The following is a 16,593-nucleotide window of genomic DNA, read 5'->3' on the forward strand; positions in this document are numbered from 1 at the left end:
GAACGGTGTCCGGAACTACTCCCTTTTGGGATCAGTACCCGGTCATTGTCGATGCCGTCATGCCAGGCAGTCAAACCGGAGTCCTTAAGGAAGAGGCCTTCACCCGCTAAAATGCGCCATGAACACGTCAGCCGGGCGTCCGTCCTCCAGGGTTTATCCATGAATACCGTCTACCGCCAACCCCTCCCAGGCACGTCGCTGGATTATTTCGACGCGCGCGCCGCCGTGGAGGCGATCCAGCCGGGCGCCTATGACGCGCTGCCCTATACCTCGCGCGTGCTCGCCGAGAACCTGGTGCGCCGTTGCGATCCGACCATCCTCACCGAGTCGCTCAAGCAGATCATCGAGCGCAAGCGCGAGCGCGATTTCCCGTGGTTCCCGGCGCGCGTGGTGTGCCACGACATCCTCGGCCAGACGGCGCTGGTGGACCTCGCCGGCCTGCGCGACGCGATCGCCGAGCGCGGCGGCGATCCGGCCAAGGTGAACCCGGTGGTGCCGGTGCAGCTGATCGTCGACCACTCGCTGGCGGTGGAGTGCGGCGGTTTCGACCCGAATGCGTTCGCGAAGAACCGCGCGATCGAGGATCGCCGCAACGAGGACCGCTTCCACTTCATCGAGTGGACCAAGCAGGCGTTCGAGAACGTCGACGTGATCCCGCCGGGCAACGGCATCATGCACCAGATCAACCTGGAGAAGATGTCGCCGGTGATCCAGGTACAGGACGGCGTCGCGTATCCGGATACCTGCGTGGGCACCGACAGCCACACGCCGCACGTGGATGCGCTGGGCGTCATCGCGGTCGGCGTAGGCGGGCTGGAGGCCGAGAACGTGATGCTCGGCCGCGCCTCGTGGATGCGCCTGCCGGACATCGTGGGCGTCGAGCTCACCGGCAAGCGCCAGCCCGGCATCACCGCCACCGACATCGTGCTGGCGCTCACCGAGTTCCTGCGCAAGGAGAAGGTGGTTGGCGCGTACCTGGAATTCCGCGGCGAAGGCGCGGCCAGCCTCACGCTGGGCGATCGCGCCACCATCTCCAACATGGCGCCCGAATACGGCGCCACCGCCGCGATGTTCTTCATCGACGGCCAGACCCTAGCCTACCTGCGCCTCACCGGCCGCAGCGACGAGCAGGTCAGGCTGGTGGAAACCTACGCCAGGGTCGCCGGCCTGTGGGCCGACACGCTGGCCGATGCGCGGTACGAGCGCACGCTGACGTTCGACCTGTCTTCTGTCGTGCGCAACATGGCCGGCCCGTCCAACCCGCACAAGCGACTGCCGACGTCGGATCTCGCTGCGCGCGGCATCGCGGGCGAATGGACGGAGCAGCCGGGCCAGATGCCCGATGGTGCGGTGATCATCGCCGCCATCACCAGTTGCACCAATACCAGCAATCCGCGCAACGTGATCGCGGCGGCGCTGCTGGCGCGCAACGCGAACGCGCGTGGCCTCACGCGCAAGCCGTGGGTGAAGAGTTCGCTGGCACCCGGCTCCAAGGCCGTGCAGCTGTATCTGGAAGAAGCGAACCTGCTGCCGGAGCTGGAAAAGCTCGGCTTCGGCATCGTCGCGTTCGCGTGCACCACCTGCAACGGCATGTCCGGCGCACTCGATCCGAAGATCCAGCAGGAAATCGTCGATCGCGACTTGTACGCGACGGCCGTGCTGTCCGGAAACCGCAATTTCGACGGCCGTATCCATCCGTATGCCAAGCAGGCCTTCCTGGCTTCGCCGCCGCTGGTGGTGGCCTATGCCATCGCCGGCACCATCCGCTTCGACATCGAGAAGGACGTGCTGGGCCACGACGCCAACGGCCAGCCGGTGACGCTCAAGGACATCTGGCCCAGCGACGAGGAGATCGACGCGATCGTTTCCTCCAGCGTGAAGCCCGAGCAGTTCCGCAAGGTCTACGAGCCGATGTTCGCGCGCACCGGCCACGCCGGCACCCGCGCTGCGCCGTTGTACGACTGGCGTGCGCAGAGCACTTACATCCGCTGTCCGCCGTACTGGGAGGGAGCGCTCGCGGGTGAGCGCACGCTCAAGGGCATGCGTCCGCTGGCCGTGCTCGGCGACAACATCACCACCGACCACCTGTCGCCGTCCAACGCGATCCTGCCCGACAGCGCGGCAGGCGAGTACCTCGCGAAGATGGGCCTGCCGGAAGAAGACTTCAATTCGTATGCGACCCACCGTGGCGACCACCTGACCGCGCAGCGCGCGACTTTCGCCAACCCGACGCTCACCAACGAGATGGCCGTGGTCGACGGTGAGGTGAAGAAGGGTTCGCTGGCGCGCGTGGAGCCGGAAGGCAAGGTCATGCGCATGTGGGAAGCGATCGAGACCTACATGGAGCGCAAGCAGCCGCTGATCGTGATTGCCGGCGCCGACTACGGCCAGGGCTCGTCGCGCGACTGGGCGGCGAAGGGCGTGCGGCTGGCGGGCGTGGAGGCGATCGCGGCCGAGGGCTTCGAACGCATCCACCGCACCAACCTGATCGGCATGGGCGTGCTGCCGCTGGAATTCAAGCCGGGTACGAACCGCAAGACACTGGGCATCGACGGCACCGAGACCTTCGACGTGCTTGGTGCGCGCAAGCCGCGCGCGGACCTCACCCTGGTCATCCATCGCAGGAACGGCGAGCGCGTCGAGGTGAGCGTCACATGCCGGCTCGATACGGCCGAGGAAGTGTCGATCTACGACGCGGGCGGCGTGCTGCAGCGTTTCGCGCAGGATTTCCTCGAATCGTCGCAGGCGGCATGAGCCGGATCGCAGAGCCGCGTTTGTTCTTCATGGCCATGCCTCCGCCGGCCTGGGTGGATGAAGTGCGCGGTTTGCTGGTGCGGCTCGGGCTGGACAAACGTCTGCGAAGCGCCCTGTTTGCACCGGTGAACTGGCATCAGTCGCTTTCCGAGCGGATTTTTTCGCCCACCGAGGAAGAATGCGCTGCGCTGCTGCAGGTTGGCTCGGCCGTTTCCACATCCGCATCCGCGTGCACGCTGCATTTCAACCGCATCGACGGGCCGGCCGGCATGCCGGGCCGGATCCACTGGACGATGCGTGCGCGTGGCGTGCCGGAAGCGTTCGCCGCCTTGCTGCAGGAGGTCCGGGGCCGCCTTGGCCACGCAGGATTCGGTCGCATCGCCACCGGCGTGACGCCGCACATGACCCTGAGCTATTGCGCACGCGACCCGCTGGACAAGGTCGTGCTCGATCCGCCCGTCACCTGGACCATCGACGAGCTTTGTCTCGCCATCGGCGGCGGCAATCCGTACCGTTACGACATCATCGGCCGTTGGCCCTTGCTGCCTGAAATCGATCCCCCCGTCACGCAGCCCGGCTTGTTCTGAAGCGGCGGCGGACACTTCCGGAGATTCCCATGTCGCATGCTGCACAAGTCCGCATTCCCGCCACCTATATGCGTGGTGGCACCAGCAAGGGCGTGTTCTTCCGCCTCGGAGATCTGCCCGAAGCGGCGCAGGCGCCGGGCGCCGCGCGCGACGCGCTGCTGCTGCGCGTGATCGGCAGTCCCGATCCCTACGGCAAGCAGATCGACGGCATGGGCGGCGCCACCTCCAGCACCAGCAAGACGGTGATCGTGTCCAGAAGCACGCGGCCGGACCACGACGTGGATTACCTGTTCGGCCAGGTGGCCATCGACAAGGCCTTCGTCGACTGGAGCGGCAACTGCGGCAACCTGTCGGCGGCGGTCGGCCCGTTCGCCATCTCGGGCGGCCTGGTCGATCCCGCGCGCGTACCGCGCGACGACATGGCCACCGTCCGCATCTGGCAGGCGAACATCGGCAAGACCATCATCGCGCACGTGCCGATGACCGACGGCGCCGTGCAGGAAACCGGCGATTTCGAGCTGGACGGCGTGACCTTCCCGGCGGCCGAGGTGCAACTGGAGTTCATGGACCCGGCCGCCGAGGAGGAGGGCGCCGGTGGCGCGATGTTCCCCACCGGGAACCTGGTCGACGACCTGGTGGTGCCGGGCGTCGGCACGCTCAAGGCGACCATGATCAACGCGGGCATCCCCACGATCTTCGTGGAAGCCTCCGCGATCGGCTACACCGGCACCGAGCTGCAGGATGCCATCAACGGCGATGCCAGGGCGCTGGCGATGTTCGAGGCCATCCGCGCGCACGGCGCGTTGCGCATGGGCCTGATCAGGTCCCTCGACGAGATCGCCACGCGCCAGCACACGCCCAAGGTGGCCTTCGTCGCCCGGCCGGCCGATTACGCCGCGTCGAGCGGCAGGCCGGTGCGGGCGGGCGACATCGACTTGCTGGTGCGTGCGATGTCGATGGGCAAGCTGCATCACGCCATGATGGGCACGGCGGCGGTGGCCATCGGAACCGCCGCAGCGATCCCGGGCACCCTGGTGAACCTTGCGGCCGGCGGTGGCGAGCGCCGGGCGGTGCGTTTCGGCCATCCGTCGGGGACGCTGCGGGTGGGCGCGGAGGCGGCGCTCGTTGACGGTACGTGGACCGTCACCAAGGCGATCATGAGCCGGAGCGCACGCGTGCTGATGGAAGGTCGGGTGCGCGTGCCTGCGGCGTAAATCCCGCCGCGCAATGCGTCGCTCCCTGCCGCCACGCGACAGGGGCAGGCTGCTTCAGCGAGGTCTGCGCCGGGTGACAGGGTCAAGCCATCCCGGTGCGTGGTGGTTGCTCCAACACAGGAGACGGGCCCCATGAATACGCAGGACATCCGTTCCGCCAGGCGGCCGAACCCCGACCAGCCCATGGTCGACGTGGCCAACTACGTCGTCGACTACCGGATCGATTCCACCGGCGCGTACGACACCGCGCGCTACATGCTGCTGGACTCGCTGGCCACGGCGATGATGGCGATGCGATTCCCCGAGTGCGTCAAGCACCTGGGCCCGATCGTGCCGGGCGCCAGCCTGCCGGGCGGTGCCCGCGTGCCGGGTACCAACCACGAGCTGGATCCGGTGCAGGCGGCATTCGCCATCGGCACGCAGATCCGCTGGCTGGACTTCAACGACACCTGGCTGGCTGCCGAGTGGGGCCATCCGTCGGACAACCTGGGCGCCATCCTGGCCGTGGCAGACTGGCTGGACCGCAAGGCCGGGCGCGAAGGAGGCAAGCCGCTGACCGTGCGCGACGTGCTGGGCCATGCCATCAAGGCGCACGAGATCCAGGGTTGCTATGCGCTGAAGAACAGCTTCAACCGCGTCGGCCAGGACCACGTGATCCTGGTGCGCCTGGCATCCACGGCCGTCGCCGCGCACATGCTGGGAGGCGACAGGGAGCAGATCGTCGCCGCCGTCTCGCACAGCTGGATCGACAACGGTGCGCTGCGAACCTATCGCCATGCGCCAAACACCGGTCCGCGCAAGAGCTGGGCCGCCGGCGATGCCTGCCGCCGGGCCGTCATCCATGCGATCAACGCGGTGCAGCGTGGCGTGGCCGGCTATCCATCGGCGCTGTCGGCGAAGACGTGGGGCTATTACGACGCGGCCTTCAAGGGCAACGCGTTCGAGTTCGAGCGCCCGTTCGGTAGCTACGTGATGGAGAACGTGCTGTTCAAGATCAGCTTCCCGGCCGAATTCCATGCCCAGACGGCAGTGGAGTGCGCCATGAAGCTGCATGGCGCGGTGGCCGGCAGGCTCGACCGGATCGAGCGGGTCGTGATCGAGACGCAGGAAGCGGGCATGCGCATCATCGACAAGACCGGTCCGCTGGCCAACTACGCCGACCGCGACCACTGCATCCAGTACATGGTCGCGGTGCCGCTGATCTTCGGCCGCCTCAGCGCGGACGACTACGGCGACGAAGTGGCCGCCGATCCGCGCATCGAAGCGCTGCGCGACAAGATGTTAGTATCCGAGAATCCGCAGTTCACCAGGGACTACTTCGACCCGGAAAGGCGCTACATCGGCAACGCCGTACAAGTGTTCTTCGATGACGGCAGCAGTACGGAGAAGGTGTCCATCGACTATCCGATAGGGCACCGCAAACGGCGCGCCGAGGGCATCCCGGTGCTGCTGAAGAAATTCGAGGTAGCCATGCGCGGCCATCTGCCGACGGGCAAGGTCGAGGCCATACTCGAAGCGATTGACGACATGGTGAAGCTGGATGCCATGCCGATCCAGCAATTCATGGGCTTGTTCACGCTGTGAATACGCAATAGCAGCAAACCTTGACGAAAACTGTATGTTGCTTAACAGCAATGGATAGTCAAAGATTGTTGCGTTTAGCTTAGTATGTTAGTTTACCGTGAAGCAGAATTGGTCTTTCTTGCTTTGTGCGAGAGTCACCGGATCCCGGTGGTGCGGTGCGGTTGTTTCAATAACGAAAAGGGAGAATCCTGATGAAGCACAAGGGTCTTTATTTCATGGTTGCCTTGGCCTTGGCCGGCGTGGGTGTCGTCCATGCTCAGGACAACACGGCGGCGAGCACCGGCAGCAGCGACAGCGCGGCTGCTCCGGCGTGGCCGAACGGCTTCGATGACCGCTGGTACATCGCGCCGACCGTTGGCGGTTATTTCAACGACTCGCATCGCCACACCGACAGCAGCCAGATCTACTACGGCCTCGGGTTTGGCAAGTTCATCTCGTCCAATACCTCGATCGATGTGTTCGCCGACCGCACTTCGCGCGACATCAACCACAATGCCGGTACCTGGGCCAGCAACAACATCGGCGTCGCCGCCCGCTACTACTTCGGCACCGATTCGTGGCGTCCCTATGTGATGGCTGGCGTGCTGGGCAGCCACCACAAGAACCCGATGGACAGCAGCTGGGATCCGGCGGCTCAGGTCGGCGTGGGTATCGCCAAGGCGGTGACCGACAGCTCCGACGTGCGCCTGGAAGCCGGCTATCGCTATGACTGGGACGACCAGAGCCAGTCGACCCGCAATGGCTACGGCGATTGGTTCTTGGGCCTGAGCATCGTGTCGCGCATCGGTGCGGTTCCGGCGGCTCCGGCCCCGGTCGCCCCGGCTCCGGCCCCGGCTCCCGCTCCCGTGCAGGAAGCCCCGGCGCCGCAGAAGGTGGTGATCGACCTGCGTGGCGTGAACTTCAAGTTCGACTTCCCGAAGAAGGGCCATGTGCATGCTTCGGAGATCGACAAGGCGCTGGCCGTGCCGACGTCGGACTCGGTGGCGATCCTGGACCAGGCGGTGGATACCCTGAAGCGCTACCCGGACGTGCACGTGACGGTGGCGGGCTACACGGACAGCAAGGGCACCCCGGCGTACAACCAGTCGCTGTCGGAGCGTCGCGCGCAGATCGTGTACGACTACCTGACCAGCCACGGCATCGACGCGAGCCGTCTGGAAGGCCCGATCGGCCACGGCGAAGACAACCCGATCGGCGACAACGCCACCGATGCGGGCCGCGCACAGAACCGTCGCGTGGAGCTGCAGGTCCAACAGTAATCGGACTTGTCACGGTGTCACGAAAAAGCCCGGCTCAGGCCGGGCTTTTTCGTGAGGGCAAGACCAGCAGCCGGCTGCTTGAGAGCAGCATGTGGGCAAGCTGGCCGGAGGTGTTTGCCAACCCTGAACGTTAGTGTACCGGGGAGTGCAAAAGAGGTTTTCCCGCCATGCTTGGGGTTTAACGATTTTGCTACACTCGCCTCCGCTTACAGAGTACGACCGCCAAGCAGCGGCACATAAACAAAGCAGTCAAATGTTCAAAGCTGCGCCACGCATTCCCCCGTTTGGCGTGTAGCGGACACCAAGATCAAATTGACGAGGAGAGACCTGATGAAGCACAAGGGCCTTTATTTCATGGTTGCCCTGGCGTTGGGCGGCGTGGGTGCCGTTCATGCGCAGGACAACACGGCCGCAAGCACGGGCAGCAGCGACAGCACGGCCGCTCCAGCGTGGCCGAACGGTTTCGATGACCGTTGGTACATCGCGCCGACCATCGGTGGTTACTACAACGATTCCGATCGCAACACCAACAGCCGCCAGATCTACTACGGCTTGGGCGTGGGCAAGTTCTTCACCCCGGATCTCTCGCTCGACCTGTTTGCCGACCGCACCAGCCGCACGATCGACCGCGGTGCCGCCAACGGCGGCGGTAACGGCAATGCCCATTGGGCCAACAACACCGTGGGTGTTGCCGCACGCTGGTATTTCGCCAACGGCTCGTGGCGCCCCTACCTGCTGGCTGGCGTCATGGGCAGCGAGCACAAGAACCCGATGGACAGCAGCTGGGATCCGGCGGCCGAGCTGGGTCTGGGTATCTCCAAGTCGATCACCGACAGTTCCGACATCCGCGTGGAAGGCGGCTATCGCTATGACTGGGACGACCAGAGCCAGCCGACCAAGAGCGGCTACGGCGATTGGTTCCTGGGCCTGAGCATCGTGTCGCGCATCGGTGCGGTTCCGGCGGCTCCGGCCCCGGTCGCCCCGGCCCCGGCCCCGGCTCCCGCTCCCGTGCAGGAAGCCCCGGCGCCGCAGAAGGTGGTGATCGACCTGCGTGGCGTGAACTTCAAGTTCGACTTCCCGAAGAAGGGCCATGTGCACGCTTCGGAGATCGACAAGGCGCTGGCCGTGCCGACGTCGGACTCGGTGGCGATCCTGGACCAGGCGGTGGATACCCTGAAGCGCTACCCGGACGTGCACGTGACGGTGGCGGGCTACACGGACAGCAAGGGCACCCCGGCGTACAACCAGTCGCTGTCGGAGCGTCGCGCGCAGATCGTGTACGACTACCTGACCAGCCACGGCATCGACGCGAGCCGTCTGGAAGGCCCGGTCGGCCACGGCGAAGACAACCCGATCGGCGACAACAGCACCGTCGCGGGTCAGGCGCAGAACCGCCGCGTGGAATTGCAGGTCCAGCAGTAATCGGACTTGTCGAGTGTCACGAAGAAGCCCGGCTCAGGCCGGGCTTTTTCGTGGGTAGTGCGGCCATGGACGGCCGCCCGTTTGATTCCCGCGATCATGGATGATTGCAAAAGGAGTTGCGCCGCCGCATAGGCTTGCCTGATGACTCATGTACGACAATCCGGATCGCAAGGCGGCAAACGTCATGGCATCGCCCGAGTACTGAGCAAATGGGGCGTGTGCTCGCGCAGCCAGGCCGAGGCCGCAGTGCGCGCCGGGCGTGTTGGCGTGGACGGTCGCGTGGTGCGCGATCCCGAGCATCCGGTCGATGCGGAACGTCAGCAACTCAGCCTGGATGGCGTGGCGGTGGCCGCGGTGCAGCGCGTCTACCTTGCACTCAACAAGCCGCGTGGCATCGTGGTGAGCGCCGCCGACGAACGTGGCCGCGATACCGTGTATGACCTGCTGCGTGATGCCGACCTGCCGTGGCTGGGCCCGGTGGGACGGCTGGACAAGGCCAGCGAAGGTCTGCTGCTGCTCAGCAACGACAGCGTGTGGGCGGCGGGCATCACCGAGCCGAGCATGCATCTCGACAAGACCTATCACGTGCAGGTGGCTGGACAGCCGGATGCCGGGGCGCTGGCGGCGATGCTGGCCGGCGTCCGTGAAGGCGCGGACCTGCTCAAGGCGCGCAAGGTCGAGCTGCTGCGTGCGGGCGAGAAGAACGCCTGGCTGGAAGTGGTGCTGGACGAAGGCCGCAACCGGCACATCCGCCGCCTGCTGGCGGCCCTGGGTTTCGAGGTGCTGAGGCTGGTGCGCGTGACGATCGGGCCGCTGACGCTTGGTGAGCTCGCCAAGGGGCAGTGGCGCCACCTGAGCGCCGCCGAGGTGGCTGCGCTCAGGACGCGTTGAGCGTCAGATCACGCCGAGCTGCTTGCCCACCTTGGTGAACGCCGCGATGGCGCGATCCAGGTGCTCGCGCGTATGCGCCGCGCTCATCTGTGTGCGGATGCGCGCCTGGCCCTGCGGCACCACCGGATAGAAGAAGCCGGTGACGTAGATGCCCTCGTCGAGCAGGGCCGTGGCCATCGCCTGCGCCTTGGGCGCGTCGTAGATCATCACCGGCACGATGGGGTGCACGCCGGGCTTGATGTCGAAGCCGGCCTTGGTCATCTGCTCGCGGAAGTAGCGGGTGTTCTCCTGCACCTTCGTGCGCAGCTCACCGGCGGAGGCGAGCATGTCGAACACCTTGATCGCGGCGGCCACCACGTGCGGCGGCAGCGAGTTGGAGAACAGGTAGGGGCGCGAGCGCTGACGCAGCATCTCGACGATTTCGGCGCGAGCAGTGGTGAAGCCGCCCAGCGCGCCACCCAGCGCCTTGCCCAGCGTACCGGTGAAGATGTCGATCTTGTCCATCACGCCGTTGACTTCGGCGGAGCCGCGGCCGGTTTCGCCGAGGAAGCCGGTGCAGTGGCATTCGTCGATGTGCACCAAGGCGTTGTACTTCGCGGCCAGGGTGGTGATCTGGTCCAGTTTCGCGATGAAACCGTCCATCGAGAACGCGCCGTCGGTGCTGATCAGCTTGGTACGTGCCCCCGCGGCATCGGCAGCCTGCAACTGCTTTTCCAGATCGGCCATGTCGCTGTTGGCGTAGCGGTAGCGCTTGGCCTTGCACAGGCGGATGCCGTCGATGATCGAGGCGTGGTTGAGCGCGTCGGAGATCACCGCATCCTCCTCGCCCAGCAGCGGCTCGAACAGGCCGCCGTTGGCGTCGAAGCAGGCGGCATAGAGGATGGTGTCCTCGGTGCCGAAGAATTCGGCGATCTGCTTTTCCAGTTGCTTGTGCAGGTCCTGCGTACCGCAGATGAAGCGCACGCTGGCCATGCCGAAGCCGTGCGTGTCCAGCGCGTCCTTGGCGGCCTGGATCACCTCGGGGTGGTCGGCCAGGCCGAGGTAGTTGTTGGCGCAGAAGTTCAGCACCTTGCGGCCGCCCTCCAGCTCGATCTCGGCCGACTGCGGCGAGACGATCACGCGCTCGGCCTTGAACAGGCCCTGCTCGCGGATGGATTTCAGTTCGCTGGCGTAGCGCGCCTGGCCGGGGTAGCTCATGGTGGGATTCCGCTCGTGGGGAAAGCGCCTATTGTCGGCCTTTTTACGATCGCCATCCATGGTGGCCCACTATCCGGCCAGTGCGGATGTGATGCCAAGGCCACGCCGGCTTTTCGCCGACAACGGAAACCTCGGGCTCTCAGTGCAGGCCGAAATCGACGCGCGTGGTCTTGCCTGCATCATCGATGCCCTTGGCATCGACCTTGGGCGCCAGCACGAACACGCGGCTGTCGTCGAGCTTGCCGCGAAGCGCGGCGCGCACGGCATCGGCGCGGCGCTCGGCGAGGTGGCGTAGTGCGTCCGCATCCACCGGCATGTTGGTTTCCAGCAGCTTGCGCATCACGTCCGGCGGCTGCGACTTGGTGAGGCCGATGGCGTCGCGCGGCTTGGTGAACTTGGCGTGCTTGTACGCCTTCTTCAGGTACTTGTCGTACTGGTCCGGTGTGAGCTTAGAGAGGTCAGTACCTTCGCCGGCTTCCTGCTGCACCAGGTCGTCCACCATCGTCTTGCGCAGGCCGTCCTCGTCGAACTTCGGATCGACGCGGCCGGTGATGTCCAGCTTCAGCGAGGTCTTCTGCTGCAGGATCTTCACGATCTGCGCGAGCTTGTCCTGCGCCTTCGCGTCGAGGACGGAGGAGCCGGGGGCGAATTCCACGTAGCCAAGGTCCTGCTGCTTGCCGCCGCCGCCCATCGCCGAGGCGATCAGCCGGAACGGCGAGGTCACCGCGCGGCCGATCAGGTTGACGAAGGCGTGCCAGATCAGGCCGCCCACGCTGAACTGCGGGTCGTCCAGCGAACCGGACACCGGTACGTCCACGTCGATGTTGCCGTCGGCATCCTTCAGCAGCGCCACCGCCAGCTTCACCGGCAGGTGGCTGATGCCGGGGCCCTGGATGGCGTCGCCGAAGGTGAGCTGGGTGATGAAGATGTGGTTGTCGGCGTTGAGCTTGCCGTTGTCGAGCTGGTAGTGCACGTCCATCGTCAGCCGGCCCTTGGTGATCGGGTAGCCGGTGTACTTGCCCGAGTATGGCGACAGGTGGGTGAGTTCGACGCCGTCGGCCTTGCCCTTCACGTCGAGGAAGGCGGTCGGCGCCAGCGGGTTGATCGTGCCGGTGATGTCCACCGGCGCGTTGTCGTCGAGCTGGCCCTGCAGGTTCATGTCGGCAGGCGGTCCGCCGGCGGTGCCGAACGCGCCCACCTTGCCGTCGAGCTGGGTGATGTTGGCGGTGTAGTTCGGCTTGATGAAGTTGTCGGTGTAGTTGAGGTGGCCGCGCGCCAGCGTGATGCCGCCGATCGTAATGTCGGCAACTGGCGCCGCGGCCGTGCCGGCGGATGCGGGCGTGGCCGCGGCCTGCGGCTTGGTCGTGGCCGAAGGAGTCTGTCGCGCCTGCGTCACCGAAACGGGCGCTGCGGCCGGATTGGCCACCACGTCCTGCATGTTCGTGCGGCCGTTCGCGTTGATGATGACGCGGGCGTAGAAATCGTCCAGCGCCAGCCCGGCCACCGTCACGTGCGGCACGTCCTCGCCCATGCGCACGCTGAGGCCACTGGCGCTGAGCGAGTTCCAGCGCAGGAAGTCGTCGCCGGTGAGCTTGTCCTGCACGCGCACGTTGCCCAGCGTGACGCGGCCGCGCCAGTCCAGCAGCGCCTGCGGCTGGTGGTCGCGGTAACGTACATGGCCATCCGCACTGAGCGTGGCGCTGGTGAGCGTCACGTTGAGCGGCACCGCGACCAGCGATTGCAGCGGGGCGATGTCGAGCCGCGCGGTGCGCACTTGCAGGTTGGCATCCCGCGGCTGCGGACGCAGCGTGCCGTCCACGCGCAGGCTGCCGCGGCCGATGCCGCCGTCCACCGCCAGCTTCAGTGGCTTGTGCATGTCGCTGGAAAGGCCATCGAAGCTGGCGTGCGCCAACTTGAGCGCAGTGCGGCTGTTCCTGCCGGCAATGCGCGGATCGGTGAGCGCCAGCATGCCGTCGACGCCGACGTGGGCGATACTCCAGTGCCAGCCGGGCGAGGGCGGCGAAGGTTTGCGCGGGCCATGCGACGGCTCGGACTTCATCAGGCCGGTCAGGTCGATGTTGCCGTCCTGCAGGCGCCGCGCCTCGACCTGCAGGCCGTGCAGGGTGACGTGGTCGAGTTGCGCCGTGCTGCTGGCGAGATCGAGCTGCGTGATGCCGGCTTCCAGCGATTGCCATGCGAGCGGCGAGCGCTTGCCCTGCTGCAGGGCGAGGTCGTTGATCGTTGCGGTGGTCGTTTGCAACGTGAGGTTGAAGCTCTTGCCCCAGTCCGCGAGCAACTGGCCATCCGCATCCAGCGTGCCCTTGGCCAGCTCGGCGTTGAGCATCGGTGGCGCCAGCGGCAACAACGGCGGCAGGCCCACGCCTTTCAGGCCCAGCTTGCCGTCGTAGCGGCTGTTCGCCACGTCGAGCTTGCCGCTCAACGCGAGGCTGCCGCCGTTCAGCGTGGTGGCGATATCGAGCGCAGCCGGTGGTGCGGCGATCGTGGACAGGCCGCGCAGCGTGCCGTGGATGTTTTCCAGCGCCAGCGTGGCGGGCTTGTGACCGCTGGCGTCGGTGTATTCGAAACGGCCGCCTTGCAGGGTCAGCGCGGCGATGCCCACTTCGGTGGCGGGCGTGGCGGCCTTGGCCGGTGCAGCGGGCTTCGCAGAGTCGCCGCCGGTCAGCGCATCGAAATTGCTGTGGCCGCCGGCCGTGCGGGTGTAGTGCAGGCTGAGGCCATTGAGCAACACGGCGCCGAGACGGTAGCGCGACAACAGGGGCTCCACGTCGGCCAGCGCGGCGTCGGCGTGGGCCAGTTCAAGCAGCGGTGCGTTGTCGGGCGTGGCCAGTGCGAAGTCGTCGAGTTGCAGTTGGCCGCCGAGACGCACCTGCGGGCCGGATTTCGCCTGCACGAACTGCAGGTCGAGCTTGCCGGACAACTGGCCACGCGGAATCGCCACCGGCAACTTCGCCGGCACGTAGCCGAGGTAGCGCGGCAGGTCGAGGTGATCCAGCGAGAAGCTGATGTCCGACTCGAGGCTGTCCGCGAACGGTTTGGTCTGGCCGGCGATGCGCAACGGGCTGCCGTCCACGTTCATCGCCAGCAGCGGCTGCACGAACACGTCGGTGTCGCGCGGCAGGTTGGCGATGAACGGGATGCCCAGGTCGAGATGGTCGATGTGGTGCGTGGCGTTCGACACCGCGTCGGTGAAGGCGATGTCGCCATCGGTGACGCTGATGTTGGACAGCGCGAAGCGCGCTGGCTGGCTGCCCGGCTTCGGCGGACCGCCGGCGAATTTGGTGATCAGGTCGGAGAAGTTGAACTGCTGCGGCGCGGTGCGCGCGATGTGCAGCTGCGGATGCTGCAGCGAGAGTTCGTCGAGGATCGGCGCCAGGCGGAACAGCGAGCTCCACGAGGCATTGACCACGGTGCGGTCGATGTCCACGAACGGCGAACGGCCATCGCGGTCGCCGATGTGCAGCTTGTCCAGTTCCAGCCGCAGGGTGAACGGATCCAGGTGCACCGCGTCCACGCTGACCGGGCGGTCGAGCAGGGCGGTGAGCCGGGTCTGCAACTGGCTCCTGATGATCGGTGGAGCGACCAGGAAACCGAGCAGGCCGAACACAACCAGCACGATGGCAATCACCAGCACGGTCTTGCGCGTGCGCCGCGAGCGATACAGCCGTCCGGCGCGGTCGCGCGCCATCGCCAGAGGGGAAGCTGCTGGGCGAGGATCGTTCATGATCGCGGTATCCCGTTGCGCGTCGACCGTGAAAGTTTACGTGAAAGGAAAATCGGCGGCGTGGCTCACTTTCCTTCGCGCTTCGTTGCGGCCTGCATGGCCTGTTGCAGGGAGTGGAAACCCACGCCAAACGCAAGGACATGCACCAATTGACCGCTTCAACCCCCGGGAGTAGAAGTCCGGATAGCCACGACAACGCGGCATTTGCAGGAGCGAAGCCATGAAACGTGCAAATGGGCTACTGCTTGGCCTTGCCGTATCGATGTTGTTCGGAGCGGGTGTCGCCGCCCACGATGCTTCGCCGGCAAGTCTTCCCCAATCGGCAGCCAGTGGCGCCACCCAGGCCCGGTCCGGCACGGTCACGAACATTCCCCTGCTGGTGATCGTGACCAACAAGGGGCAGGTTCGCGACATCCAGCATTCGCAGCGCTTGCCCACGCAGGTGAACCAGCTGCTCTGGAACAGCGTGCAGGACTGGACCAGGTCACCCGCCCGCGTCAACGGCAAGCGTGTCACGGCGCAGGTTTACATGGATGTGGCCTTGCACGCGGAGCCGCGGGCCGACGGCAGTTCCAACGTCTATTTCACCCTGGCCTCGATCGGCCCGGTCATGCGCGGCTACTGGAGAATGCGCGGCGACCGCATCAACGGTCCGTGCGAGATGGTGACGGGCAACATGACCGCCGGCGTCGGTGGTACTGGCGCCTGGTGCACGTTCAAGCTCACGGCGGGAATTCCGTCGACGGCGACCGGGACACCTTCCGCCAAATGACGACCATGAAAAACGGGCCGGCTTCTGAAGCCGGCCCGTTTCGCTCGCATCCAACGCATCAGTTCCAGGAACAGACGACCTTGCCGCAGGTACCGGCATCCATCAGGTCGAAGCCCTTCTGGAAATCGTCGATGTGGATCTGGTGGGTGAGCGCCTTCTGCAGCGGGAAGCCGGTCAGCACCATCTGGGTCATCTTGTACCAGGTCTCGTACATGCGGCGGCCGTAGATGCCCTGCAGGGTGAGGCCCTTGAAGATCACCTTGTCCCAGTCGATGCCGGCGCCGCGCGGCATGATGCCGAGCATGGCGACCTTGCCGCCGTGGTACATGCAGTCGAGCATGTCGCCGAACGCGCGCGGGTTGCCGCTCATTTCCAGACCCACGTCGAAGCCTTCCATGTGCAGATCCTTCATCACGTCCTTCAGCGACTGGTTGGCCACGTTCACCACGCGGGTGGCGCCCATGTCGGCGGCCAGCTTGAGGCGGTAGTCGTTGATGTCGGTGACCACCACGTTGCGCGCGCCCACGTGCTTGGCGATGCCGGCGGCAATGATGCCGATCGGGCCCGCGCCGGTGATCAGCACGTCTTCGCCGATCAGGTCGAACTCCAGCGCGCAGTGCGCGGCGTTGCCGTAGGGGTCGAAGAACGCGGCCAGCTCCGACGGGATCTGGTCCGGGATCGGCCACAGGTTCGAGGCCGGCATGGTCATGTATTCGGCAAACGCGCCGTTGCGGTTCACGCCGATGCCGATGGTGTTCGGGCACAGGTGCTGGCGGCCGGCGCGGCAGTTGCGGCAGTGGCCGCACACGATGTGGCCTTCGGCCGAGACGCGGTCGCCGATCTTGTAGCCGGTGACGCCGGGGCCGATCTCCACGATGCGGCCGACGAACTCGTGACCGATGGTCAGGCCCGGCTTGATCGTGCGCTGGCTCCACTCGTCCCACTTGTAGATGTGCAGGTCGGTGCCGCAGATCGCGGTCTTCTCCAGCTTGATCAGCACCTCGTTCGGGCCGACTTCGGGCACCGGCACCTCTTCCATCCAGATGCCTTTCTCGGCGTGGCGCTTCACCAGGGCTTTCATCGTCTGCGGCATGAGGGGGAATCCAGTGGCTGGCCCGAACGGGCGGGGAAAGACCGCGATTATAAATCCACGGCCGCCGTCGCCGCGCCC

General features: G+C 66.0%; 11 protein-coding genes. 8 read left to right on the forward strand and 3 right to left on the reverse strand.

Translation table 11 applies throughout. The annotated features are described in order from the left end of the window. Positions 1-159 precede the first annotated feature (159 nt). From acnD to IHE47_RS07090, 7 genes are all read left to right on the forward strand, one after another. The gene (acnD, locus tag IHE47_RS07060) at positions 160-2,754 is read left to right on the forward strand and encodes a Fe/S-dependent 2-methylisocitrate dehydratase AcnD (protein ID WP_192105171.1); all 2,595 of its coding nucleotides are present in this window, start codon (positions 160-162) and stop codon (positions 2,752-2,754) included. Then, positions 2,751-3,341 carry a 2'-5' RNA ligase family protein gene (locus tag IHE47_RS07065; protein WP_192105172.1) on the forward strand — a complete coding sequence of 197 codons (591 nt, stop codon included), beginning with the start codon at positions 2,751-2,753 and terminating at the stop codon, positions 3,339-3,341. Before acnD ends, IHE47_RS07065 begins: the two co-directional genes overlap by 4 nt. A 29-nt stretch (positions 3,342-3,370) precedes the next feature. Continuing rightward, a complete protein-coding gene (prpF, locus tag IHE47_RS07070) occupies positions 3,371-4,555 on the forward strand; it encodes a 2-methylaconitate cis-trans isomerase PrpF (protein WP_192105173.1) in 1,185 nt (394 codons plus the stop codon). 132 nt (positions 4,556-4,687) lie between these two features. Beyond that, positions 4,688-6,139 carry a bifunctional 2-methylcitrate dehydratase/aconitate hydratase gene (locus IHE47_RS07075; protein ID WP_192105174.1) on the forward strand — a complete coding sequence of 484 codons (1,452 nt, stop codon included), beginning with the start codon at positions 4,688-4,690 and terminating at the stop codon, positions 6,137-6,139. Positions 6,140-6,330: 191 nt separating this feature from the next. Beyond that, positions 6,331-7,398 (forward strand): OmpA family protein, encoded by a 1,068-nt coding sequence (locus IHE47_RS07080; protein WP_192105175.1) that lies wholly within the window; start codon positions 6,331-6,333, stop codon positions 7,396-7,398. Between the two features lie 330 nt (positions 7,399-7,728). Next, the gene (locus IHE47_RS07085) at positions 7,729-8,820 is read left to right on the forward strand and encodes an OmpA family protein (RefSeq protein WP_192105176.1); all 1,092 of its coding nucleotides are present in this window, start codon (positions 7,729-7,731) and stop codon (positions 8,818-8,820) included. 141 nt (positions 8,821-8,961) lie between these two features. After that, positions 8,962-9,711, forward strand: coding sequence for a pseudouridine synthase (locus tag IHE47_RS07090; protein ID WP_192105177.1), 750 nt, complete (start codon positions 8,962-8,964; stop codon positions 9,709-9,711). Between the two features lie 3 nt (positions 9,712-9,714). Here the strand turns inward: IHE47_RS07090 and kbl are convergent, their stop codons facing one another. Both kbl and IHE47_RS07100 read right to left on the reverse strand, forming a co-directional pair. Continuing rightward, entirely contained in the window at positions 9,715-10,908 is a 1,194-nt protein-coding gene (kbl, locus tag IHE47_RS07095) for a glycine C-acetyltransferase (protein ID WP_192105178.1), read from the reverse strand. A gap of 139 nt (positions 10,909-11,047) precedes the next feature. Next, positions 11,048-14,650, reverse strand: a complete 3,603-nt coding sequence (locus IHE47_RS07100; protein WP_192105179.1) for a DUF748 domain-containing protein — start codon at positions 14,648-14,650, stop codon at positions 11,048-11,050. A 220-nt stretch (positions 14,651-14,870) separates the two neighbouring features. On the opposite strand from IHE47_RS07100, the gene IHE47_RS07105 reads away from it, so the two are divergent. Further along, complete coding sequence (locus IHE47_RS07105) at positions 14,871-15,422, forward strand: hypothetical protein (protein WP_192105180.1); 552 nt, start codon at positions 14,871-14,873, stop codon at positions 15,420-15,422. A gap of 58 nt (positions 15,423-15,480) precedes the next feature. Here IHE47_RS07105 and tdh read toward each other — a convergent pair whose 3' ends face one another. Beyond that, entirely contained in the window at positions 15,481-16,515 is a 1,035-nt protein-coding gene (gene tdh / locus IHE47_RS07110) for an L-threonine 3-dehydrogenase (protein WP_192105181.1), read from the reverse strand. Positions 16,516-16,593 lie beyond the last annotated feature (78 nt).

Origin of the sequence: Rhodanobacter sp. DHB23, from assembly GCF_014842975.1 — a bacterium.
Classification (GTDB): Bacteria; Pseudomonadota; Gammaproteobacteria; order Xanthomonadales; family Rhodanobacteraceae; genus Rhodanobacter_A.

Coding starts and splice junctions, on each gene's coding strand:
- acnD (WP_192105171.1), top strand. CDS start 160: ATGAATACCGTCTACCGCCAACCCCTCCCAGGCACGTCGCTGGATTAT.
- IHE47_RS07065 (WP_192105172.1), top strand. CDS start 2,751: ATGAGCCGGATCGCAGAGCCGCGTTTGTTCTTCATGGCCATGCCTCCG.
- prpF (WP_192105173.1), top strand. CDS start 3,371: ATGTCGCATGCTGCACAAGTCCGCATTCCCGCCACCTATATGCGTGGT.
- IHE47_RS07075 (WP_192105174.1), top strand. CDS start 4,688: ATGAATACGCAGGACATCCGTTCCGCCAGGCGGCCGAACCCCGACCAG.
- IHE47_RS07080 (WP_192105175.1), top strand. CDS start 6,331: ATGAAGCACAAGGGTCTTTATTTCATGGTTGCCTTGGCCTTGGCCGGC.
- IHE47_RS07085 (WP_192105176.1), top strand. CDS start 7,729: ATGAAGCACAAGGGCCTTTATTTCATGGTTGCCCTGGCGTTGGGCGGC.
- IHE47_RS07090 (WP_192105177.1), top strand. CDS start 8,962: ATGACTCATGTACGACAATCCGGATCGCAAGGCGGCAAACGTCATGGC.
- kbl (WP_192105178.1), bottom strand. CDS start 10,908: ATGAGCTACCCCGGCCAGGCGCGCTACGCCAGCGAACTGAAATCCATC.
- IHE47_RS07100 (WP_192105179.1), bottom strand. CDS start 14,650: ATGAACGATCCTCGCCCAGCAGCTTCCCCTCTGGCGATGGCGCGCGAC.
- IHE47_RS07105 (WP_192105180.1), top strand. CDS start 14,871: ATGAAACGTGCAAATGGGCTACTGCTTGGCCTTGCCGTATCGATGTTG.
- tdh (WP_192105181.1), bottom strand. CDS start 16,515: ATGCCGCAGACGATGAAAGCCCTGGTGAAGCGCCACGCCGAGAAAGGC.